The sequence below is a fragment of the Paenibacillus sp. JSM ZJ436 genome (assembly GCF_044383795.1).
Lineage (GTDB): Bacteria > Bacillota > Bacilli > Paenibacillales > Paenibacillaceae > Paenibacillus_AQ > Paenibacillus_AQ algicola.
Genome location: NZ_JBISEO010000001.1, coordinates 104369 through 126905 on the forward strand (window position 1 = coordinate 104369; position 22537 = coordinate 126905).

General features: G+C 51.3%; 26 protein-coding genes. All 26 read left to right on the plus strand.

Going from position 1 to position 22537, the window contains the following annotated elements; all coding sequences use genetic code 11:
- Nucleotides 1-170 precede the first annotated feature (170 nt).
- The 26 genes from spoIVA (at nucleotide 171) to ACH6EH_RS00710 (ending at nucleotide 22358) form a co-directional block, all read left to right on the plus strand.
- Nucleotides 171-1649, plus strand: a complete 1479-nt coding sequence (spoIVA, locus tag ACH6EH_RS00585; protein ID WP_138225561.1) for a stage IV sporulation protein A — start codon at nucleotides 171-173, stop codon at nucleotides 1647-1649.
- Between the two features lie 230 nt (nucleotides 1650-1879).
- Nucleotides 1880-2170, plus strand: a complete 291-nt coding sequence (locus tag ACH6EH_RS00590) for an HU family DNA-binding protein (RefSeq protein WP_407669156.1) — start codon at nucleotides 1880-1882, stop codon at nucleotides 2168-2170.
- An 84-nt stretch (nucleotides 2171-2254) separates the two neighbouring features.
- The gene (gene mtrB / locus ACH6EH_RS00595) at nucleotides 2255-2479 is read left to right on the plus strand and encodes a trp RNA-binding attenuation protein MtrB (RefSeq protein WP_138225563.1); all 225 of its coding nucleotides are present in this window, start codon (nucleotides 2255-2257) and stop codon (nucleotides 2477-2479) included.
- Nucleotides 2480-2585: 106 nt separating this feature from the next.
- On the plus strand, nucleotides 2586-3143 hold the full coding sequence (locus ACH6EH_RS00600) for a hypothetical protein (RefSeq protein WP_397330693.1): 558 nt from the start codon (nucleotides 2586-2588) through the stop codon (nucleotides 3141-3143).
- Nucleotides 3144-3244: 101 nt separating this feature from the next.
- On the plus strand, nucleotides 3245-4114 hold the full coding sequence (locus tag ACH6EH_RS00605) for a heptaprenyl diphosphate synthase component 1 (RefSeq protein ID WP_397330694.1): 870 nt from the start codon (nucleotides 3245-3247) through the stop codon (nucleotides 4112-4114).
- A gap of 10 nt (nucleotides 4115-4124) precedes the next feature.
- A complete protein-coding gene (locus ACH6EH_RS00610) occupies nucleotides 4125-4886 on the plus strand; it encodes a demethylmenaquinone methyltransferase (RefSeq protein ID WP_138225566.1) in 762 nt (253 codons plus the stop codon).
- The gene (locus ACH6EH_RS00615) at nucleotides 4879-5751 is read left to right on the plus strand and encodes a UbiA-like polyprenyltransferase (RefSeq protein WP_138225567.1); all 873 of its coding nucleotides are present in this window, start codon (nucleotides 4879-4881) and stop codon (nucleotides 5749-5751) included. Before ACH6EH_RS00610 ends, ACH6EH_RS00615 begins: the two co-directional genes overlap by 8 nt.
- On the plus strand, nucleotides 5748-6365 hold the full coding sequence (locus ACH6EH_RS00620; RefSeq protein WP_138225568.1) for a UbiX family flavin prenyltransferase: 618 nt from the start codon (nucleotides 5748-5750) through the stop codon (nucleotides 6363-6365). Before ACH6EH_RS00615 ends, ACH6EH_RS00620 begins: the two co-directional genes overlap by 4 nt.
- A complete protein-coding gene (locus ACH6EH_RS00625) occupies nucleotides 6352-7215 on the plus strand; it encodes a menaquinone biosynthesis protein (protein ID WP_397330935.1) in 864 nt (287 codons plus the stop codon). The genes ACH6EH_RS00620 and ACH6EH_RS00625 overlap by 14 nt, the downstream gene beginning before the upstream one ends.
- Nucleotides 7212-8186: a polyprenyl synthetase family protein gene (locus ACH6EH_RS00630; protein WP_208204024.1), complete on the plus strand. Its 975-nt coding sequence runs from the start codon at nucleotides 7212-7214 to the stop codon at nucleotides 8184-8186. The genes ACH6EH_RS00625 and ACH6EH_RS00630 overlap by 4 nt, the downstream gene beginning before the upstream one ends.
- A gap of 84 nt (nucleotides 8187-8270) precedes the next feature.
- Nucleotides 8271-8714, plus strand: a complete 444-nt coding sequence (gene ndk / locus ACH6EH_RS00635) for a nucleoside-diphosphate kinase (protein WP_138225570.1) — start codon at nucleotides 8271-8273, stop codon at nucleotides 8712-8714.
- Between the two features lie 34 nt (nucleotides 8715-8748).
- Complete coding sequence (locus ACH6EH_RS00640) at nucleotides 8749-9546, plus strand: CheR family methyltransferase (protein WP_138225571.1); 798 nt, start codon at nucleotides 8749-8751, stop codon at nucleotides 9544-9546.
- Nucleotides 9547-9614: 68 nt separating this feature from the next.
- On the plus strand, nucleotides 9615-9788 hold the full coding sequence (locus ACH6EH_RS00645; RefSeq protein WP_397330695.1) for a hypothetical protein: 174 nt from the start codon (nucleotides 9615-9617) through the stop codon (nucleotides 9786-9788).
- Nucleotides 9789-9999: 211 nt separating this feature from the next.
- On the plus strand, nucleotides 10000-11100 hold the full coding sequence (aroB, locus tag ACH6EH_RS00650) for a 3-dehydroquinate synthase (protein WP_397330696.1): 1101 nt from the start codon (nucleotides 10000-10002) through the stop codon (nucleotides 11098-11100).
- Nucleotides 11100-11477 (plus strand): chorismate mutase, encoded by a 378-nt coding sequence (aroH, locus tag ACH6EH_RS00655; RefSeq protein ID WP_138227707.1) that lies wholly within the window; start codon nucleotides 11100-11102, stop codon nucleotides 11475-11477. Before aroB ends, aroH begins: the two co-directional genes overlap by 1 nt.
- Before the next feature lie 323 nt (nucleotides 11478-11800).
- Entirely contained in the window at nucleotides 11801-13357 is a 1557-nt protein-coding gene (gene trpE / locus ACH6EH_RS00660) for an anthranilate synthase component I (RefSeq protein WP_397330697.1), read from the plus strand.
- 24 nt (nucleotides 13358-13381) lie between these two features.
- Nucleotides 13382-14422 carry an anthranilate phosphoribosyltransferase gene (gene trpD, locus ACH6EH_RS00665; RefSeq protein WP_397330698.1) on the plus strand — a complete coding sequence of 347 codons (1041 nt, stop codon included), beginning with the start codon at nucleotides 13382-13384 and terminating at the stop codon, nucleotides 14420-14422.
- The gene (trpC, locus tag ACH6EH_RS00670; RefSeq protein ID WP_397330699.1) at nucleotides 14412-15236 is read left to right on the plus strand and encodes an indole-3-glycerol phosphate synthase TrpC; all 825 of its coding nucleotides are present in this window, start codon (nucleotides 14412-14414) and stop codon (nucleotides 15234-15236) included. Before trpD ends, trpC begins: the two co-directional genes overlap by 11 nt.
- Complete coding sequence (locus tag ACH6EH_RS00675; RefSeq protein ID WP_397330700.1) at nucleotides 15233-15907, plus strand: phosphoribosylanthranilate isomerase; 675 nt, start codon at nucleotides 15233-15235, stop codon at nucleotides 15905-15907. Before trpC ends, ACH6EH_RS00675 begins: the two co-directional genes overlap by 4 nt.
- A complete protein-coding gene (gene trpB / locus ACH6EH_RS00680; RefSeq protein WP_138225577.1) occupies nucleotides 15904-17100 on the plus strand; it encodes a tryptophan synthase subunit beta in 1197 nt (398 codons plus the stop codon). Before ACH6EH_RS00675 ends, trpB begins: the two co-directional genes overlap by 4 nt.
- Nucleotides 17097-17921 (plus strand): tryptophan synthase subunit alpha, encoded by an 825-nt coding sequence (gene trpA / locus ACH6EH_RS00685; protein WP_397330701.1) that lies wholly within the window; start codon nucleotides 17097-17099, stop codon nucleotides 17919-17921. Before trpB ends, trpA begins: the two co-directional genes overlap by 4 nt.
- 10 nt (nucleotides 17922-17931) lie before the next feature.
- Nucleotides 17932-19029, plus strand: coding sequence for a histidinol-phosphate transaminase (hisC, locus tag ACH6EH_RS00690; RefSeq protein ID WP_397330702.1), 1098 nt, complete (start codon nucleotides 17932-17934; stop codon nucleotides 19027-19029).
- Nucleotides 19030-19059: 30 nt separating this feature from the next.
- Complete coding sequence (locus ACH6EH_RS00695) at nucleotides 19060-20166, plus strand: prephenate dehydrogenase (RefSeq protein ID WP_397330703.1); 1107 nt, start codon at nucleotides 19060-19062, stop codon at nucleotides 20164-20166.
- Nucleotides 20167-20533: 367 nt separating this feature from the next.
- Entirely contained in the window at nucleotides 20534-21127 is a 594-nt protein-coding gene (locus ACH6EH_RS00700) for an RNA polymerase sigma factor (RefSeq protein WP_397330704.1), read from the plus strand.
- Entirely contained in the window at nucleotides 21124-21732 is a 609-nt protein-coding gene (locus ACH6EH_RS00705) for an anti-sigma factor (protein ID WP_397330705.1), read from the plus strand. Before ACH6EH_RS00700 ends, ACH6EH_RS00705 begins: the two co-directional genes overlap by 4 nt.
- Nucleotides 21733-21767: 35 nt before the next feature.
- On the plus strand, nucleotides 21768-22358 hold the full coding sequence (locus tag ACH6EH_RS00710; RefSeq protein WP_397330706.1) for a histidine phosphatase family protein: 591 nt from the start codon (nucleotides 21768-21770) through the stop codon (nucleotides 22356-22358).
- The last annotated feature ends 179 nt before the right edge of the window (nucleotides 22359-22537 follow it).

Consider the following 22537-nt stretch of genomic DNA (forward strand, 5'->3'; position numbering starts at 1 on the left):
TTACGCCGCTTTGCCGTTTCCATGTCTCTCTTCGGAATCCGGGCGGCGGACTGCTGGCGGCATGGTAAGGCTGCTCAAATGCTGCAATGGCTTTAGCTGTGAGAGGAAACACGAAGCGGATGCTCTTAATAGCATTTTTCCTTCGGAGTAATTTGAGGAGGGGATCTCTTTTGGAAAAAGTGGACATTTTCAAGGACATTGCCGAGCGAACAGGGGGGGACATATACCTGGGTGTCGTCGGTGCAGTCCGGACGGGAAAATCAACCTTCATCAAGCGGTTCATGGAAACGGTCGTGCTTCCGAACATTACGAATGAAGCGGATCGCGTACGGGCGGTCGATGAGCTGCCGCAAAGTGCAGCAGGAAAGACGATTATGACAACAGAGCCCAAGTTCGTACCGAACAATGCGGTACAGATCAAAGTGACAGAGGGCCTTGAGGTCAATGTCAGAATGGTAGACTGTGTCGGTTATGCCGTGGAAGGCGCGAAGGGCTATGAGGATGAAAATGGTCCGCGTATGATCTCGACGCCATGGTTCGAGGAGCCGATTCCATTCCAGGAGGCTGCCGAGATTGGAACGCGTAAGGTCATTCAGGAGCATTCGACACTGGGTGTCGTCATTACGACGGACGGCAGCATTGCTGAAATTCCGAGAAGCTCTTACGTCGATGCCGAGGAAAGAGTGATCGAGGAGCTGAAGGAAGTCGGCAAGCCTTTTGTGGTTGTCATTAACTCTACTCGCCCGAAGAGCGAGGAGGCGCTGCAGCTGCGCAGCGAGCTGGCTGCCAAATATGATATTCCGGTCATGACCTTGAGCGCGGCAAGCATGAGTGAAGAGGACGTAACCGGTGTCCTTCGAGAGGTATTATATGAATTTCCGGTGCATGAAGTGAATGTGAATCTTCCGAGCTGGGTTATGGTGCTCAATGAGAACCACTGGCTTCGCAGCAACTATGAGAATTCGGTACGGGATACCGTCAAGGATATAAAAAGGCTGCGGGATGTCGACCGTGTTGTCGGTCAATTCATGGAATATGATTTCATTGACCAGGCCGGTCTGAGCGGTATGAATATGGGTCAGGGCGTTGCCGAAATCGACCTGTTCGCACCGGATGAGCTGTACGACCGGATTTTGATGGAGGTTGTCGGTGTTGAAATCCGGGGCAAGGACCATTTGCTGCAACTGATGCAGGAGTTCTCCCATGCGAAGCGGGAATATGACCGGTTCGCCGAGGCACTCGAAATGGTGAAGACGACCGGCTACGGCATTGCAGCACCTTCACTGGCAGAGATGGCGCTTGATGAGCCGGAGCTGATCCGCCAAGGCACGAGATTCGGGGTTCGCCTGAAAGCGACAGCGCCGTCCATTCATATGATCCGTGTGGATGTGGAGTCTGAGTTCTCGCCAATTATCGGGACGGAGAAGCAGAGCGAAGAGCTGGTTCGCTATCTGATGCAGGATTTTGAGAACGACCCGATCAAGATTTGGGAGTCAGACATTTTTGGCCGCTCGCTGCACTCTATTGTCCGCGAAGGCATTCAGGGTAAGATTGCGATGATGCCGGACAATGCCCGCTACAAGCTCCAGGAAACACTGGGACGCATTATTAATGAAGGCTCCGGCGGCTTGATTGCGATCATTCTGTAGCCCTATAAGAGTTTATTAGCAACCAAAATTTGGCTAAATAAGCCGATTTGTGGTTGCTTTTTCTTATGAATGGATGATCTTGGACCTAAAAGTCTTGAAATTATGATTTGACTGTATTACTATAAATCTGTTCGCGCCAAAAGCATAAGTAATTTCATCGGGCGAAACGGCCAGAAATACGTATATTTTGCTTCAAATCGGAAACAGTGAATATCAAGTATGTACAGCTCTTGCAGGGAGGTGAAAGAATGAATAAATCAGATCTGGTCAATCAGGTGGTTGAAGCTACAGAGCTTTCCAAGAAGGATGCAACGAAAGCCGTAGACGCGGTATTTGATGCGATTTCCGAAGCTCTGCAAAATGGAGATAAGGTTCAGCTGGTTGGTTTTGGTAACTTTGAAGTGCGCGAGCGTTCTGCACGTAAAGGCCGCAACCCACAAACAGGTGAAGAAATCGAAATCCCTTCGAGCAAAATTCCTGCATTTAAACCTGGTAAAGCGCTCAAAGACGGAATTAAATAAAGATTTCTACATATTACCTACAAGAAAGGTCCGTGAATTCATTCACGGTCCTTTCTTTTAAAGGACAGGGGGCACAGAAGGTATATGGAGGATGCACGCAGCGGTGATTACTTTGTCGTCAAGGCGCTGGAAAGCGGTGTTCAGGTCATTGGCTTGACCCGGGGACAGGATACCCGTTTTCATCATACCGAGAAGCTCGATAAAGGTGAAATCATTATTGCTCAATTCACGGACCATACCTCGGCCGTAAAAATTCGGGGAAAAGCAGAAGTCATGACGAAGCACGGCAGAATGGAGTCTGGCAGCTGAAATTCATTAAAAAGCAGGCATAGCCTGCTTTTTTATTTTGTACATATGAGGTATGACCGTGGTTAGGCTGGAGGACAATGAATAGAAAGAAAGGAGCGGCTGGCTTATGAAGCATAAGGGGATCGCGGCGGTCCTGCTGCCTGCTGTGGCAGGTGCAGTGCTGCTGTTAAGCATTTCAGGGGTGCCGCTGCAGGCAGGGACCTCTGATGAAGCAGCTTCTGCTGTCTTTATGGCAGACCAGATGTCAAAACGAGAACTGACCGAGCTGAATATCGTGGATGAGCTGAATGCCTTGAAGCTGGCGGGACAGCTGCAGCGTGCAGCGCTTCAAGGGGCTGCACTTTCGATCGATCTTCGGCTGGAGCAGGCGAAGCATTCCACCGTGATGGTGCATCGGCAGCTTCTGGAGCTGCTGAGCTATGCCTTTGAGCAGGTCGGCAACATTGAGCATGTCTATCTACGCTTTATAGCTGCAGATCCTTGGACAGGGAGACAGCAGCTCCTGCTGGCGGCTTCCGTGGACAGGAATCACTGGACAGAGGAGCTGCGTGAAGGTCTATCCCAGCAGAAGTCAGGAGCTTTTTCAGAACAGGCGACAGAGCAGCTGCATCTGACTCTGACAAATCTGTGGCTAAAGGCAGTTCAGCAGGACGGTCAGGGTTAAAATACAATATACAGGCATGTACGCCGCGACATGATGTGTTATAATAGATTAGATTGTAATCACAACGTGACTGTAGTACATCAAGTGCACGGAGGCTGAGAATGAAACCGTATCGCGTTCCCGCAATAGCCCAGAAATATTTGCAATATGACATGATTCAGAATCATACCGAGCTGCCGGAGTTTCCGGATGCCCGAGTTCATTTACTATACATATTTATGCAGAATCACGCTCTGCATCGCGGACCGGAACGCTCGGAAACAGCAGCGCTCGCTGCTTCACTGGTTCAGATGGGTCTCGACACGCATGAAGGCATTGACACGGTCACGGAGGTCCGGAACGAGCAGGAGATGAGATCGAGGCAGCTGAAGGTGCTTGCGGGCGATTACTTTAGCAGCCTGTTCTACCAGCTGCTCTCAAGATCCGGTGACATACAAAGCATTGCACTTATGAGCCGTGCTGTCAGTGAAGTGAATGTGATGAAGATGAAGCTGTATAGTAAAATGAAGAGCATGCTCCTGACTTCAGAAGAATACCTGTCAAACATGGTACAGCTGAATATGCAGCTGTTTCTTTCTTTTACGCCGTTGCTGGATGCTTCGGCAGCAGGGACCTGGAGGCAGCTGCTGCAGGAATTCACACGCTGTGAGCTGCTGATGCGCGAAATGGATCGTTCCGCATCGCCGGAAGCAGGCAAGGAAGGCTACAGCTACTGGCTCGTTCTGGAGAATGGGCTGGAGGAAGAGAAGAAGCTGCTGGCCCGCAAGGATTTGCAACTCAAGGATTGGAAGCAGCTGCTCTTGAAGCACAGATCTATGGATAAGCTGATGGACAAGCTGAGCCAGTCTCTGGAGAACATACAAGAAGCATGGCTGGCACTAGGAGAGAGCGGCGGCAATCAGATCAGAATGGCGTCACAGCCGTTCATGGAACGCTTGAATACCTGCCGCCGTGCCGTTAGAGAAGGGTAGGGAGCAGACGTTGGGAAATAACACATCCAGAACATCCGCCAATCAGCATCAGGGCGAAGAGCATCCGAAAGAGCAGTATGTTCACTCGGTATTTGAAAGCATTGCCGGCAAATATGATATGATGAATGATCTTCTCAGCTTCCGGCGGCATAAAGCGTGGCGCAAATTCACTATGAAGCAGATGAATATGCAGCCGGGGAACACCGCCATTGATTTATGCTGTGGAACCTGTGACTGGACGATTAGCATGGCCCGTGCAAGTGAAACCGGACACATAGTCGGACTGGACTTTAGTGCAGGCATGCTGGGCGTGGGTCAGCAGAAGATTGATCGAAGCAGCCTGGACCGCCAGATTACGCTCGTTCAGGGGAATGCCATGAGCCTGCCTTATGACAGCAATTCATTTGATTACGCAACGATTGGCTTTGGTTTGAGAAATGTGCCGGACTATGTCCAGGTGCTGAAGGAAATGAAGCGAGTTGTGAAGCCGGGAGGCATGGTCGTGTGCCTGGAGCTGTCCAAGCCAACCTGGCAGCCATTTAAAGGACTTTATTATTTTTATTTTCAGCAGATGCTGCCCATGATGGGTAAAGTGGTTGCAAAGCGGTATGAGCAGTACAAGTGGCTTCCAGAGTCCTTGAAGATGTTTCCGGGCCGGCAGGAGCTGGCTGGAGTCTTTACGGACATCGGGCTTACCAATGTCAAAGCCTTCCCCTTGACCGGTGGCATTGCTGCCTTACACCTGGGAATCAAGGAGAAGAAGGATGTTTAAGAAAATTGGCGTATATTTAGAAATGATTAAAGTAGAGCATACGTTGTTTGCTCTGCCCTTTGCATTCATGGGAGCTATTGCAGGTGCCGCCGCAGTGTTTGGCGATCTCCCGCCCTGGATGGATATCTGGTGGATTTTTCTTGCGATGTTCGGGGCCAGAAGCGCGGCCTTTGGCATTAACCGCCTTGCAGATCAGTATATTGATGCCAAGAATCCCAGAACGTCTCAGAGGGCTATTCCAGCCGGGCTGCTGAAGCCGGTGGAGGCGATTGTTTTTATTATCGTATCCTTTGCACTGTTTATCTGGGCTACGATTGAACTGGATCCTTTTGCGTTCCGCCTGCTGCCCATCGCCTTCTTCTTTCTGGTCATTTACTCCTTCACGAAGCGCTTCACCTGGCTCTGTCATGTCGTGCTTGGATTGACCACCGCTTTGGCTCCGTTAGGAGGCTGGGTTGCGGTAACCGGGCAACTGGACTGGAGAGCGATGGTGTTCTATCTGGCGCTTGCCTTCTGGACCGCCGGCTTCGATGTCGTTTATGCTTGTCAGGATGAAGAGTTTGACAGCAAGGAAGGCTTATATTCCATTCCTTCCCGGTTTGGACTGCGCCGTGCGCTTTGGTTCGCTCGAGGCTTTCATGTGATTACCGCTGCAGGATTGATTCTGCTCTGGATCATCACGCCGCTGGGCGGGTGGTATTTAGCAGGAGCGCTGATTGCCTGCGGTATCTTGTTCTATCAGCACTACATTCTATCACCGAACGATATGAGCAGGCTGCAAACGGCCTTTTTTACGATGAATATTGCTCTAAGCATGATTATGTTCGTATTTACCTTAATCGACTCGGTGGTGAAATACGTATGACGGACAACCGGAAGCGAAGCTGGGTTGTTGGCATTACAGGGGCCAGCGGCTCCATTTACGGAGTTCGGCTTATCCAGGTTCTTTTATCCATGGACATGGATGTGCATCTGGTGATTTCGAATGCCGGGTGGCGTGTGCTGAAGGAGGAGCTGGGGTGGCAGGGAACTCACCGTGAGGATCTGCTGCAGCAGCACTTCGGGGCGTACGCCGGGAGCTATACGTATCACGCCATCGGTGATATCGGAGCAGGCATTGCCAGCGGCTCTTATCTGGTGGAAGGGATGATCATCATGCCGTGCTCCATGGGCACGCTGTCCTCTGTCGCGCATGGCGCTTCTGATAATCTGATGGCTCGGGCTGCAGATGTGATGCTGAAGGAAGGGCGTCCGCTTCTGCTCGTGCCAAGAGAAACTCCGCTGCACGCAATCCATCTCGAAAATATGCTGACACTGTCAAGACTGGGCGTCAAGATCATACCGGCTATGCCAGCGTTCTATTTCCATCCTCAGACTCTGGAGGACCTTGTAGATTTTCTTGTAGGTAAAGTGCTGGACAGCGTCGGGATCCAGCATGAACTATTTGCAAGATGGGGTGACCACGATGTCCAGGCCTGACGGAAAAACGGTGATCGGCAAGATCAGCTATACGAATGCATGGCCGCTGTTCCATTATGCAGATCCCGGCAGGCTTCCCTTTCCAGCGGAGCTGCTCACGGCTGTTCCCGCGGTGCTGAATCAAGGTATGCAGCAGGGAAGCATTCATATCGGCGCGCTATCCTCATTCGCATATGGACAAGCGGCAGACAAGCTGCTGCTGCTCCCGGATCTGTCTGTCAGCTCGGACGGGGACGTCAAGTCAATTTTGTTGTTTTCCCAAAAGCCCTTATCCCAGCTGGTTCACTCCCGGATCGCTTTGACGAACACGTCGGCGACATCGGTTAATCTGCTGAAGATCCTATTGAAAAAATCACTCAACGGCTCTCCCGAATTTATGACCATGGAGCCGGATCTGGACCTGATGATGGCATCAGCGGACGGTGCTCTGCTCATTGGAGATCATGCGATCAAGGCCTCCTGGAGCAACCATAAATATCATGTAACTGACCTGGGACGCTGGTGGAAGGAGTATACGGGCTGCAGTATGACCTATGCTGTCTGGGCCGTAAACCGGGCTGCTGTTCAGCAGTCACCGGGCAGAATGAAGGCGATTATGGAGATGTTTCAGGCTAGCAAGTTAAAGGGTCTGAGTGAGCTTCAGCCTATTATTGATGAAGCCAGAGTCATGATCGGCGGTTCTCAAGAATACTGGCAGACCTACTTCAGCAATCTGGAGTATGATTTGGATGACGGCAAGCAGCAAGGCCTTCAGCTGTATTTCAAGTATGCGCATGAGCTGGGTCTGCTGTCGTCCCGGGTATATCCCGAGATCTGGAATGACAAATTCGTAGTGCAGGTGAAGGAATGAAACGACTGGACATTTTTGGAGCCTTAAAGAAGGACATGGATCTCATTGAGAAGGAGCTGTACCGGAGCATTGAGGGCGGCGATTCGGAGCTGGTCGAAACGTCGTTACATCTGCTGAAGGCTGGCGGCAAACGATTGCGGCCTGTCTTTGTGCTTATGGGCGGCAAATTCGGAAATTACGATATTGAGAAGCTCAAGCATATTGCCGTTCCGTTAGAGCTGATTCATAGTGCTTCTCTGGTGCATGACGATGTTATCGATAATGCCGACATGAGGCGGGGGAAGCCGACGGTCAAGGCCAAGTGGGACAATCGAATCGCGATGTATACCGGAGATTACATATATGGAAAAGCCCTGGAGATGACGACAGCTCTATCCAATCCGGAAATTCACCAGATTCTGTCCAAGGCTATGGTAGAAATGACGATCGGAGAGATGGAGCAAATCCGGGATTTCTTTAATGTGGAGCAGGATGTCAGGCGATATCTGCTGCGCATTCGCAGAAAAACCTCGCTCCTGATTGCCGTTAGCTGTCAGCTTGGAGCCCTGGCTGCAGATGCCGACCGGCAAAAGGCTGCAGCGATGTACCGATTCGGGTATAACGTCGGCATGGCTTTTCAAATTCAGGATGATCTGCTCGACGTCTGCGGCACTGAGAAGCAGATCGGCAAGCCGCCGGGCAGCGACATTCGTCAAGGTAATATTTCACTGCCGGTCATCTTCGCGCTGCAGGATGCCAGGACGCGTGAGCCGCTGCTGCAGGAAATTGAACAGATTCACAAGCAAGACGGACAAGGGGACGTCAGTACGGCGATTTCTCTCATCCGCGGGAGCCAAGGAATCCAGCAATCCGAGGAGCTTGCGAGCCGGTACATTGCCAAGGCGATTCAAGCTCTGGACCATCTTCCGGATATCCGTACCAAAAAACATTTAAAAGATATTGCACATTTTGTAACCAAGCGTTCATACTAGACTTAATTTCGTACATTGCCCTATCTTGAAATTTACGTTAGAACCGTAGTGCATCACAAATTACATTGGAGAGTGATGAGAACCATGGAACGTACTTTTTTAATGGTCAAGCCGGATGGTGTTCAGCGGGGTCTGATTGGCCGCATCGTGAGCCGTCTGGAGGATAAAGGCTTTAAGCTGGTTGCTGGCAAATTCGTGCAGGTAACAGAGAAACAGGCCAAAAAGCATTATGCGGAGCACGAAGGTAAGGATTTCTTCCCGAATCTCGTTTCCTTTATTACGTCGGGACCTGTCTTTGCGATGGTGTGGGAAGGCGATAACATTATCGAGCTGTCCCGAATAGTCATCGGAAAAACCAATGTGACAGAGGCCCAGCCGGGAACGATTCGCGGTGACTTCGCCTGTCATACCCCTCGTAATCTGATCCACGGGTCAGATTCTCCTGCAAGCGCGGAACGCGAGATCGGTAACTTTTTTGACAGCCAGGAGATCGTGGATTATGACAAAAGCATGAGCCGCTGGAGTTAAGCACGTCATTCTGGGACAGGGAAGGTAAGAATCCATGCAATGTGAGCAGATCGGACAGGATCCGGATTACTCCGGCTTTATCCTGAATATTGAGCGCAGCACGGGAATCAATCTGGCAGAATATAAAGAAACCCAGATGAAGCGCAGACTGACTACCCTGCGGATGAAGAACGGGTATTCGTCGTTTGCGGCTTTTTACGAAGCGATGATGAAGGACAAGCTGCTGTTCCAGGAGTTTCTGGATCGAATGACGATCAACGTATCGGAATTCTGGCGGAATCCGAATCGGTGGGAAGTGCTTCGCACCAAGGTGCTGCCGGAGATGAAGCCATCCGGCCGACTCAAGGTATGGAGTGCCGCCTGCTCAACCGGTGAGGAGCCGTACACGCTGGCTATGATTCTCTCAGAAGAGAGGCTGCTTTCTGGCAGCACGATTCTGGCCAGTGATCTGGATGAAGGCGCATTGGCACGTGCGCAAGAGGGCTTGTACGTGGAAAGGTCGTTAAAGGACGTGCCGCGTGAGATTGCTTCCCGTTATTTTAAGGAAGAAGGACCGGTATTCCGCGTTGATCCCCAGCTGAAGAAGGGAATTCGGTTTCAGAAGCAGAACCTGCTTACAGACCGGTTTGAAACCGGATTTGATTTGATCGTGTGCCGCAATGTGATGATATATTTTACTGAAGAGGCAAAGCACAAGCTCTATCACAAGTTTGCTGCCAGCCTGCGGCCTGGCGGTGTGCTGTTTGTAGGCAGCACGGAGCAGATATTTAACCCGGGTCAGTACGGGTTAGAGACCGCAGAAACGTTCTTCTACCGCAAAATCCAATCGTAAATACCTGCATAATTTGTAGCTGCGCCATCCATACTATGCCAATGAAGCCAGAGTCTGGAGGTTGAGGTATGGATAAACGCAAGGTCATTGACGCTTACCGCCAAGGGCTGTTCAGCATACAGGAATGTGCGCAGCTGCTCGGCGTGGACAAGCTTCAATTATCTGCTGTCTTGTCATCGGCAGAGGATGATACGGCGCCGATGCATCGGAAGCCAAGCCGTCTGTATAGTAAAGTCAAGTGAGGCCCACTCGAAGAGCTGCTTTCCTGGATTTATTAAATCTGGGGGAGGGCTCTTTTTTGTGTTTTCAGGATCAGTCAGAAACCTGATTACAGGCCGCAGGAAGGGGAGTTACATGGTCATCTATTCTTGTCAAAGCATGCCTGCTGTACTATAATGGTCTGACAAGGATTTTAGCGGTTTACAGTCCTAAAACTTTAAGGGGCGAACGTTCATGAAAACACTTCAAGTCCATTTAGGAGAACGATCCTACCCGATTTATATTGGACGGGATTTATTAAGCAAGGCAGGAACCTATTGCGAAGAGCGGGGAATCAGTCGTAAGAGCCGGCATCTCATCGTTACCGATGAAAGCGTGGCCCCTCATTATCTGGAGCGGGTTCAGAGCAGTTTGGTGGAAGCAGGTTATGATGCAGCAGTACATATTGTTCCAGCAGGTGAAGGCTCAAAGTCATTAAAGGTTTACGAAGAAGTCATGACGACGGCGATATCTTCCCGTTTGGATCGAAGCTCGGCCGTTTTTGCACTGGGCGGTGGGGTCGTGGGAGATCTTGCTGGCTTTGTGGCAGCCTCATATATGCGGGGCATTACTTTTGTACAAATTCCGACGACCATTCTTGCGCATGACAGCAGCGTCGGAGGGAAGGTCGCGGTGAATCATCCTCTGGCCAAAAATATGATCGGGGCTTTTCATCAGCCCGTCATGGTGCTTTATGATGTCGATACGCTGACTACGCTGCCTCCCCGCGAAGTATCAGCGGGGCTGGCCGAAATGGTGAAGCACGGCCTGATTCTGGATCGGGACTTTGCATACTGGTGCTTGGAGCACGCCGATGATTTACTGGCTCTGGATGCGGATACCTTAACGTATGGTTTGGAGCGCGGCTGTGCCATTAAGGCTGAGGTCGTATCCTCAGATGAGCGGGAAAGCGGATGGAGAGCGGTTCTTAATCTGGGACATACCATCGGCCATGCTGTTGAGGCTGTCGGCGGATATGGACGTTTTCTGCACGGGGAAGCCATTGCAATCGGGATGGCAGGCTCCGCGATGCTCGCTGAGGAGCTGGGAAGAAGCGGCCTGTACGATGAAACGGTGAAGATGCTGCAAGCGATACAGCTGCCGGTGACATTGCCTGGGGATGTTTCCGTCGATGAAGTCATGGAAGCCATGCAGCACGATAAGAAATTTTCAGAAGGACAAATGGTATTTATTGTGCCGGAAGAAATCGGTCGTGTCAGTATCGTCAAGGATGTGCCTGTGACCGTAGTACGCAGCGTTGTGGAACGTTTACAGAAAGAGGGGATCAAGGGATGATGATGAATCGCGGCATTCGCGGTGCCACTACAGTATCCGGTAATAACGAGCAGGAAATTTTGAATGAAACGATTGTGTTGCTTCAGGAGATCATTTCGAGCAATGATCTTGAACCGGAATTTATCAGCAATATTTGGATCACCATGACACAGGATCTGAATGCAGCCTTTCCGGCAAAGGCTATTCGCAACCTGGACGGCTGGGAGCTCGTTCCATTGATGTGTTCTGTGGAGATACCGGTTGAGGGCAGCCTTCCGCGCTGCATACGCCTCATGGTTCAGGTCAATACTGAAAAAAGCCAGCAGGACATCAAGCATGTCTATCTCAATGAAGCCAAGCGCCTGCGGCCGGATCTGTCATCGACGGCTTCCTCATAGAAATCAGGGTTGCACGGAAAAGCACTTATCATGTATAATCAAGGGCAGATGAGCAGAGTAGAGTGTAGCTGAGTATAGTTGAGCAGAGATGAGACTGATTGATAGCATCCGGCATATGAGATGTTTGTTTTCGTTATATCCTGACGTAGCGTGATATGGGCTGATGAAATCGCCTATATTCATGATGTTAATGTTCAGGAGAATATCAGGAAACCTCATATGTGCTCTTTATATACTCTGAATTTGTGACCTCTACCCTTGGTAGGGGTCTTTTTGGCTTTTTAAGATAAACAATTCAAAGCAATTTTAAGGAGGAAGAGAGCATGGCGAGTCCATCTGTAAAGCAGGTCATCAGCCTGGCAGGAGTGTATAACCTGATTCCCGTAGCGGTACGTTTGCTGGCCGACATGGAAACCCCGATCCGATTATTCCAGCGTTACGCCGAGCGTGAAAGAGCGTTTCTGCTGGAAAGTGTGGAGGGCGGCGTTCAATGGGCGCGTTATTCCTTTATCGGTACGGATCCCTTCCTGATGATTAAAGGCAAGAACGGCACCATTGAGGTGGAGGTGGACGGCGAGCGCAAACAGCTGAACGGCAAGCCCGTGGAGGAGCTGAAAGCCTTGCTGAGAGGATATCGAAGCCCGCAGCTAGAGGAGATGCCTCCTTTTACAGGCGGCGCGATTGGCTTTTTCGGGTATGATTTGCTGCAATATTATGAGAATCTCCCGGCGCATGCGCTGGACGATCTGGGAATGGACGATATTCGTTTTATGTTCTGCGACCAGATTATCGTGTTCGACCATATCAAGCAGCAAATTCTGCTTCTGGGTAATGTCCATATTAAGGAAGGAGACACTGATGAGGAGATTCGGCGATCCTATCATGAGGTGTGCAGCAGGCTTGAAGCGACAGCGGCACAGCTGCAGGAACAGGGACCTCGTGAGAATGTGAACGCCAGAGGCATTCCGGTTAACCTGGAGCCGAAGGACATTCAGTCCAACATGACCAAGGAGCAATATATCGCAAATGTGGAAAAGGCGAAGGAATATATTCGCGCCGGTGATATTTTTCAAGTTGTGCTATCCCAGCGCTTTCATATTGATACCGAGGTTTCCCCGCTCCATGTTTACCGGGTGCTTCGGACGGTGAATCCATCACCCTATATGTACTACTTGAAAATGGACGAAGAAATTATAGTAGGAACGTCGCCGGAGGCGCTCGTCAAAGTAGACGGCGGCCGGCTCGAAACCCGGCCTATTGCCGGTACCCGGCCGCGGGGAGCCGATGAGGCTGCGGACAAAGCATTGGCAGAGGATCTCCTGCAGGATGAGAAGGAGCGCGCCGAGCATCTCATGCTGGTGGATTTAGGAAGAAATGATTTGGGGCGTGTCAGTGAATTCGGCACCGTGAAATGTGAGTCCTTTATGGAGATTGAACGGTATTCCCATGTCATGCACATCGTCTCCAGCGTGACGGGTAAGCTGCGAGAGGATAAGGACTTTTTTGATGCATTTCTGTCCTGCCTGCCGGCGGGTACCGTCTCCGGTGCGCCGAAGCTGCGGGCTATGGAAATTATCGCAGAGCTGGAGAGGGAGGCTAGAGGAGCGTACGCGGGAGCGATTGGTTATTTAGGCTTCGCCGGCAACATGGATTCCTGTATCACCATCCGCACGATTATTTTTCGCAAAGGCAAGGCCTATGTTCAGGCGGGAGCGGGCATCGTCTGGGATTCGGTGCCAGAGAAGGAATACGAGGAAACGGTAAATAAGGCGAAGGGGATGCTGAAGGCGATCCGGGTAGCAGAGGAGATGTTTCCGCCGGAGCCGAAGCCCGATCATGTGACGAATCAGGATTATTTTTTCGAATATAACCCTAAATGAATAGAGAAGAAGGAGGAGATCGGTGTGGGCAATGCGGATGGTATTCTTAAAGGTCTGTCCAAGATCGTGGAAGGACAGCATCTAAGCCGGGAAGAAGCAAGACAGATTATGCAGAGCATTATGGAAGGAGAAGCTGCGCCGTCACAAATTGGCGGCCTCTTGACAGCATTGCGGATGAAAGGTGAAACGGTGGAGGAAATTACCGGCTTCGCAGAAGCGATGCGGGGATCGGGTGGACGCGTGCGGACAGAACGTACACAGCTCCTTGATACTTGCGGCACCGGAGGATCCGGAATTCACAAGTTTAACATTTCAACCGTTTCGGCGATCATCTCATCCTCTGTCTCCGTTCGTGTAGCGAAGCATGGTAACCGTTCGGCCTCCGGCCGTGCTGGAAGTGCGGATGTGCTGGAAGCGCTGGGGGTCAACATTCATCTGAATGCCGAGCAGGCCTCCCGCTGCCTGGAGGATATAGGCATCTGCTTTTTGTTTGCGCAAATTTATCATCCTTCAATGAAGCATGCTGCAGGCCCGCGCAAGGAGCTGGGGATTCGCACCGTATTTAACATGCTGGGGCCGCTGACCAATCCGGCAGGAGCAGACCGGCAGCTTCTGGGCATTTATGATATTCATAAAACGGAAACGATCGCGCAGGTGCTTAAAGAGCTGGGGCTAAAGCGCGCTATGGTGGTCACCAGTCATGACGGCCTGGACGAGATCAGCGTTTCTGCACCGACCCGGGTCAGTGAGCTTCGCGGCGGTGAAATTTCTACATTTGATATCGAGCCAGAGGAATTAGGACTTCGCCGCCATCCTATGCAGGCGGTCATTGGCGGGGATGCTAAGGAGAATGCGAGTATCATTCGCGGTGTTCTTCAGGGTGAACAGAATGCCTATCGTGACATCGTTCTAGCCAATGCCGGAGCCTGTATTTATGTGTCCGGTCTCGCGGAGACTCTGGCAGAGGGTGTAGGCCAGGCCGCGCAGGCGATCGATTCAGGTGCGGCCCAGAACAAGCTGGAGCAATTAATTGCCAAAACGGAGGAACTGACCTATGTATCTTGATCGTATCGTCGCAACGAAGAAAGAGGAGCTGGCGGAGCTGTATCGCGGATTTGATCTGAATCATGTGCGGGAACAGATTCAAGGACTGCCAGACACGCTCGGCTTTGCAAACAAGCTGCTGCATTCCCGAAGCCGGGATATGGGTCTGATTGCCGAAGTGAAGAAGGCCTCGCCTTCCAAGGGACTCATTCGTCCCGATTTCGATCCCGTATCCATAGCCAAGTCTTATGAAGAGGCCGGTGCGGATTGCTTGTCAGTACTGACCGACGTGCACTACTTTCAAGGCAGCGCCGCTTATCTGCAGCAGGTAAGGCAGGCTGTTGACCTTCCGCTGCTGCGCAAGGACTTCGTTATAGACGAGGCACAGATCTACGAAGCCCGCTTGCTTGGAGCGGACGCGGTCCTGTTAATTGCAGCGATTCTTACACCGTCCCAGCTGGAGCATTTTATGGGTGTGGCCGGCTCGATCGGCTTGGACTGCTTGGTCGAGGTGCACGACCAGGAGGAGCTCAGCATTGCGCTGAAGCTGGAAGGCCTCTCCCTGGTAGGAGTCAATAACCGCAACCTGAAGACGTTTGAGACCTCGCTGTCGATCACGAAGGAGCTTAGTGCTCTGATTCCGTCCGGTATTGCCTTGATCAGCGAGAGCGGCATCAGTAAAAAAGAAGACATTCAGTATCTATCAGCTGCAGGCGCACAAGGTGTACTTATCGGAGAGCATTTCATGCGGCAGCCTGATGTTTCAGCCGCTGTTACCGAGCTGATGGGCCCTGTTACACGTGAACAGGACTTCAAAAGTGAGGGGCTCGCATGAGCGCTCCCCTTCTAAAAATCTGTGGACTTCAGAACGTTGAAGTGCTAAAATCGATGATAAACTTACCCGTGGATTTGATCGGTTTTGTATTTGCAAGAAGTAAACGCCAGGTTACAGCAGAGCGGGCCAAAGAGCTTGCCGAGCTGCTCCGTCAGTGGGATCAGACCGATCAGCCTGACGCAGCCGGGGTCTTTGTCAACCCTTCCATGGAGGAGCTGCGGGAGGTGCTTGCCCATGTCCCGCTGGAGGTTGTGCAGCTACACGGACAGGAAACCTCGCAGTTCTGCCGGGAAGTGAAAGAGAGCTTCCCGGTTTCTGTTTATAAAGCTGTTTCGGTACGCAGCGGGGACGCCAGGAAAGACCATCTTCAGGAGCTGGCGAGCTATGCCGGAAGCATTGACGCCCTGCTGCTGGATACGTATGATCCGGAATACGGCGGCGGCTCCGGCCAGACGTTTGATTGGGACGCCATTCCTGAATATCAGCAGTGGACACGCCGCCACGGCATCCCGCTGTTTGTAGCAGGCGGCCTGAACGCAGACAATGTTCAAGATTTAATTCTCCAGTTTCAGCCCGACGGGGTGGACGTCTCCAGCGGAGTCGAAAGCGCGCCGGGTGTGAAGGATATAGCAAAAGTGAACGCATTCGTGGAAAGGGTGAAATCCATATGATACAGCTTCCCGATATACATGGACGTTTCGGTGATTTTGGAGGCCGCTTCGTCCCGGAAACATTAATGAACGCCTTGATCGAACTAGAGCAGGAATATAAGCGGTACGAGAATGATCCGGAATTCAAAGCGGAGATCGCTTATTTGTTGAAGCAATATTCTGGCAGAGAGACACCGCTTTATTATGCGGAGCGTCTCAGCAAGCATCTGGGATCAGCCAAGATTTATTTAAAGCGTGAGGATTTGAATCACACCGGTGCCCATAAAATCAACAATGCGATTGCCCAAGGGGTACTGGCCAAGCGCATGGGCAAGAACAAGGTTATCGCTGAAACCGGCGCGGGCCAGCATGGTGTGGCCACGGCCACAGTGGCCGCCTTGCTGGGGCTGGAGTGCAAAGTGTTTATGGGCGAAGAGGATACTAAACGTCAGCAGCTGAACGTATTCCGCATGAAAATGCTGGGAGCAGAGGTTGTACCGGTCACCTCAGGCAGCCGGACATTGAAGGATGCCGGGAACGAAGCGCTGCGCTACTGGGTCAGTCACGTGGAGGATACCTTTTATTGCCTCGGCTCGGCAGTTGGCCCTCATCCGTATCCAATGATGGTTCGGAATTTCCAGCGCATTATCGGCGATGAGACCCGCAAGCAGATGTTAGAGATGGAAGGTCGTCTGCCGGATCGCATCTTTGCACCTATTGGCGGCGGAAGCAATGCCATCGGCATGTTCTATCCGTTTCTGGAGGATGCTGAGGTCCAGCTTTTTGGTGTAGAGGCGGCTGGTAAAGGGGTAGAAACCGATCGCCATGCGGCTACAATGAGCAAGGGAACCAAGGGTGTATTTCAGGGCTCGATGAGTTACCTGCTTCAGGACGATTACGGCCAGGTGAAGGAAGCTCATTCCATTTCTGCCGGTCTGGATTACCCTGGCGTAGGTCCGGAGCACTCCTATCTGAAGGATATTGAGCGGGTCCAGTACGTACCGATCACGGATCAGGAGGCGCTGGAGGCTCTGCAGCTGCTGTGCCGGACGGAGGGGATAATCCCTGCGCTGGAGTCGGCGCATGCTGTAGCTCAAGTGGCGAAGATGGCTGCGGATTGGACCGAAGAGGATATTATCGTCATTTGCCTGTCCGGACGGGGAGACAAGGACGTAGAGTCCATTATGGCATACACGGGAGGTAACACCCTATGAACCGGATGGATGAAGCATTTAATAAAATAAGGGCGGCCGGTGAAACGGCACTGATTCCGTTCATTACCGTTGGTGATCCTAATCCGGCAGTCACGCTGGATATCATTTCCGAGATTGAGGCAGCGGGTGCCGATATTGTGGAGCTGGGAGTACCTTATTCCGATCCTTTAGCGGACGGACCTGTCATTCAGCGCGCTTCGGAGCGTGCACTGCGCAGCTTCGTTACGATTCGGACCTGTATGGAAACCGCGCTGCAGGCAAGACAAGCGGGCAGCAAGCTGCCATTTGTCTTGTTTACGTATTATAATCCCGTGCTCCAAATGGGATTAGATACTTTTATACAAGAGGTTGTGACTCACGATATTAGCGGCTTCATTATTCCGGATTTGCCCATTGAAGAATCTGAGAAGATTCGCAGCAAGGCGAAGGCGGCAGGAGTTCATCTGATCCCGTTAGTCGCTCCAACCTCTCAAGAGCGGATCGAGAATATTGTCCGTGATGCCAGCGGCTTTGTGTATTGTGTATCCTCGCTGGGCGTAACGGGTGAGCGGACGGATTTCTACAGTGGCATTGAGCCTTTCCTGAATACGGTCAAGCAGCTGACAGACATTCCGGTAGCCATCGGCTTCGGGATTTCAAGCCGCGAGCAGGTCGCCCGCTTTTCCGAGATTTGCGATGGTGTCGTCGTGGGCAGTGCTATTGTGCGACAGATCGAAGCCGCAATTCCCCTGCTTGAGAAGGCAGAGACCAAAGCGCTGGGACTGCAGCAAATCCGGGAGTTTGTATCTCAGTTAAAAGGCAGTAAAGTACACGAAGGGTGAGTGAATGAATATGAAGCCTAAATCAAACATAGTCAATCTGCCGGTCTACCAGCCGGGTAAGCCGATTGAAGAGGTGAAGCGCGAGCTAGGACTGGACGAAGTCATCAAGCTGGCCTCTAACGAAAATCCATATGGCTGCTCACCGAAAGCGAAAGAAGCGATCATTGCTGAGTTATCCAATGTCAGTGTCTATCCGGACGGCGGCGCAGCGGAGCTGACTACAGCGTTATCGGAATATCTTGGGGTTGCCAAATCCTCGTTGATTTTTGGCTGCGGCTCGGATGAAGTTATCGCGCTCATTACCCGGGCATTTCTCGTTCCCGGTGACGAGACCATTATGGCCGACCAGACGTTCTCGGTATATAAGAGCAATGCCGACATTGAAGGTGCCGTCAGCATTGAAGTGCCGCTGAAGAATGGTGTTCACGATCTGGATGGCATGCTGGCCGCCGTCACGGACAAGACCAAGATTATCTGGGTGTGTAACCCGAACAATCCGACCGGAACCATTGTGGCAGAACGTGACCTGATCTCATTTATGGACGCGGTGCCGTCCAGTGTTATGGTTGTGCTGGACGAAGCTTATTATGAGTTTGTAACAGATGAGAGCTATCCACAGGGCGTTCCGCTGATGGAGAAATACAGCAATCTGGTGATTCTTCGCACCTTCTCCAAGATTTACGGCTTGGCCTCCCTGCGTATCGGGTATGGGATTGCTCAGCCGGAGGTCATAACGCTGATCAACCAGGTGCGGGAGCCGTTTAATACGAATCGTTCGGCGCAGGCTGCAGCGAAAGCAGCGATTGGAGATCAGGGATTTATTGAGGAATGCTGCAGGCTGAATGCAGAAGGACGGGACTTTTTGCAAAAAGAATTTGACCGTCTCGGCTTGAGCTATTTCCCGTCACAAGGCAATTTTGTAATGGTTGATGTCAAAACCTCGGGCAAAGATGTGTTCGACAAGCTGCTGAGACAAGGGATTATCGTACGTCCCGGCTTTGCACATTACCCGACATATATCCGGGTCAGTGTGGGAACACCGGAGCAAAATCAGGCATTTGCCTCCGTCCTGGAAGAAGTGCTGCGCGAGATCCAAGCACCTGCCTAGACTGTAACTTTGAAAGTAGTGAAGCTGAAGATGTCCAACGATCAAGACATAAATATTTCAATATTCGGTGTTGGCCTGATCGGCGGCTCGCTTGCCATGTGCTTCAAAGGAAAGCCTGGCCTTACGGTGACAGGCTTTAGCCATGATGAGAGCTATGCCGAGCAGGTTGCTGCCAGAGGCGTCGTTGACAAGGTGACGCTTTCCATAGAGGAAGCGGCTCAGGATGCCGATTATATTTTTCTATGTGTCCCGGTGGGCCGCCTGGAGGAGTATGTTACCCGACTAAGCCAGATGGCCCTGAAGCCGGGATGTATTATTACCGATGTAGGCAGTACGAAATCCAGCATTGCCGATTGTGCACGGAGATTGCAATTTCAAGAGGCCTGCTTCATTGGAGGACATCCCATGGCCGGCTCGGAAAGGGCTGGCGTGGGTGCCGCCTCTTCTTTGCTGTTCGAGAATGCCTATTACGTGCTGACGCCGCCTCCGGAAACGCCGGAGGATCAGGTTCGCTCTCTTGCCGATCTGCTCTCCCATACCCGGGCTCATGTCGTACAGGTCGATCCGGAGCAGCATGATCAGATTGTAGGCGCCATCAGCCATCTTCCTCATATTATTGCGGTGGCCCTGGTCAACCAGATTAGTCAGTACAATGACAGCAATCCACTTTACCAGCTGCTTGCCGCTGGAGGATTTAGAGATGTGACCCGCATTGCGGCCAGCGATCCTGTGGTATGGAGAGACATTCTGGTCAATAACCGAAAGGTGCTGCTGCCGCTTCTGCAGGACTGGAATCAGGAAATACTGAAGTTTGTGTCTATGCTGGAGCGGGAGGATGGAGTCGGTATTCAGGATGCCTTTCAGAAAGCCGGCGCCTTCCGCAATGAGCTGCCAGAACGCAGAAAAGGCATGATCGTCTCCCAGTATGACATTTATCTGGATGTTCCCGATCATCCCGGCATCATTGCAAAGATTACTTCCGAGCTCGGACATAATCAGGTTAACCTCAGTAACATCCAGATTATTGAGAGTCGGGAGGACGTCCCCGGGGTTATGCGGCTGTCCTTTCGCAATGTAAAAGAGCAGGAAAAGGCCATGGAGCTGCTGCAATCCAAAGGCTACACGGTATACTTATAGACACGTTTGAAGAGCGGAAACAAATTTTTCCGCTTTAGTGTTGACAAAATGAAAACGTATACATATAATAAAAGTACAGTATGGTTTCTCTCCACTCCTATCCAATAACTGTGTTGTTCTTCATGAACAACGGCCGCGAATCTTTCGCGGCCTCTTTTTTTGTCTGCGAAAATATGAAATGTGCTCCAAAATATGCTACAATGATAGAGTTCGATGTAGAAGATTTGGGGATTTTGCCAAATACATAGAATAGTCAGACATCATGAGGCGTATGCTATAGGGTCTTACGGCAACTTTGAGTCCTTGTCAGAAGAGATGTATTCATATTCAAGGTCCTGAAGGATGGCGAGGGAGGAACACAAATCAGATGACCGATTCCCAACTTATTATGGAAATTAAGCAAGGCAATGTAGAGCTGTATTCGGAATTAATGCGAAGATATCAACGTAAAATTATGGCTTTTGTTTATCATATGCTGAAGAGCTCCAGCATGGAGCTGATGGCCGAGGATATATGCTCCGAAACCTTTTATAAAGCATTCCGCAGTCTTCATTCCTTCCGCGAGGTGGATGCCTCCTTCTCAACATGGCTGTACACCATTGCGCGGAATACGGTTCTTAGCGAGCTGCGCAAGCAGCGGGGGGCTAATCTGCCTCTCGAAGAGAGCGGAATTATTCCGATTGCACCGCCAGAGGTTGCCCCGGAGCAGGCTATTTTGCGGAACGAGAAGGTAAGCATGGTCCGCGAGGCTATTAATAATTTGCCAGAGAAGCAGCGTTCGGCGCTGATTCTAAGAGAGTACGACCAGCTGGATTACCAGGAGATTGCCGATATTCTAGGACAGAGCGTCAGCTCTGTGAAATCGTTGTTGTTCAGGGCCCGCAGCAGTGTGAAGCTGCAGCTGGAGCCTTATTTTGCAGAGCAAGTATTTGAAGGCATAGAATGGATGACAGGCAGATGAAATGCGAAGAAGCCCGGGAACTGATGGAGATCGTGTGGGATCTCCCTGACAACGATCTGAGAGTTTACCGGCTGAAGCAGCATATCTTAACCTGTTCGTCCTGTGCGATGGAATATCAATCCTGGGAAGAAAGCCTGGAAATGGTTCAGGAGCTCAAATTCGAGCCCTCCCTGGCCTCTGCAGAAATCATGAACCGGAACGTCATGGATCGTATTTACCGTGATTTTCCGTGGCTGGTGGAGGAGAATGGCCCTGAGAAGGCGTCAGGAAGAATATTCCGCAGGCGGTTGTCGCTGTGGATCGCTGGCTTTACTGCTTTATTTGTCAGCAGCCTGCTCATCTTCGCCTTCCGGGGGAATATTCAGAAGCAGGCGGTAGAGGAGATTCCATCTATAGGCATCCTGCCCACCGGGATTGCAGGGGGCTCCGATGCATCCGGCAATAGCATACATTATGATATTCCGGGACCTGGCAGCGGCATTATTGATCCGCTTGTGGCAGGGATCGATCCCAGTCAGCCGCAGTATTGGATGATTCTATCCATTATTGGGGTCAGCCTGGCGATCTATTTCCTCCTAAGGCTGAACCGGGCAGTAAGGCGTTAAGCACAATCATATGTACATGAAGGCAGGTGAAGGGCATGAGAATCGGCTTTATACGGCATGGGGAGACGGCATGGAATGCAGCCGGAAGAATTCAGGGTCAGACCGATATCCCTCTCAATGAACAGGGACGCTCTCAGGCAAGGCTGCTGGGTAATCGTCTGGCTGCCGAGGCTTATGAATGGGATTTTGTCATGAGCAGCGGCTTGTCCCGCGCAGAGGAGACGGGGGCTATACTGGCTTCCATGCTGCACATTCCGATGAAATCTCCGGACTCACGCCTGCTGGAGCGCTCTTACGGCAAGGTGGAGGGCTTGACCTCTCAAGAACGTGAGCAAATGTTCGGTAGCAATTGGAAACTTCAAGACCTCGGGCAAGAAAGTGATGCAGAGCTATTGAAGCGGGGAAAGGCGTTTCTGGAGGAAATGCTATGTAAGTATCCGGATCATTCTTTTCTGGTCGTAAGTCATGGCGGGTTTCTGGCACAGCTTTTTGCAGGCCTGGATACATCGCTGCAGATCGACCGGATCGGCAATTTGTCTCTCACCATTATGGAGCACTCGGATTTGAAATGGACGCCTCTTTTACTGAATTGTACTCAGCATTTAATAGAAGAAAGGCAGCACTAAGGGGTGTTTACCTGGGCTGTGGATACACCGAAGGACCTGGAGAGGGTCCTTTTTTTGTTGTCCTTTTACCTGTAGAGCATCTCAGCAAAATTTGGTTCTAGAGGTTTATCGGGCGTCATTTCCGTCAATTCTAAACATATCAGCCAAAGGGACGTCAGCGAAAGAACAGGTTTATGAAA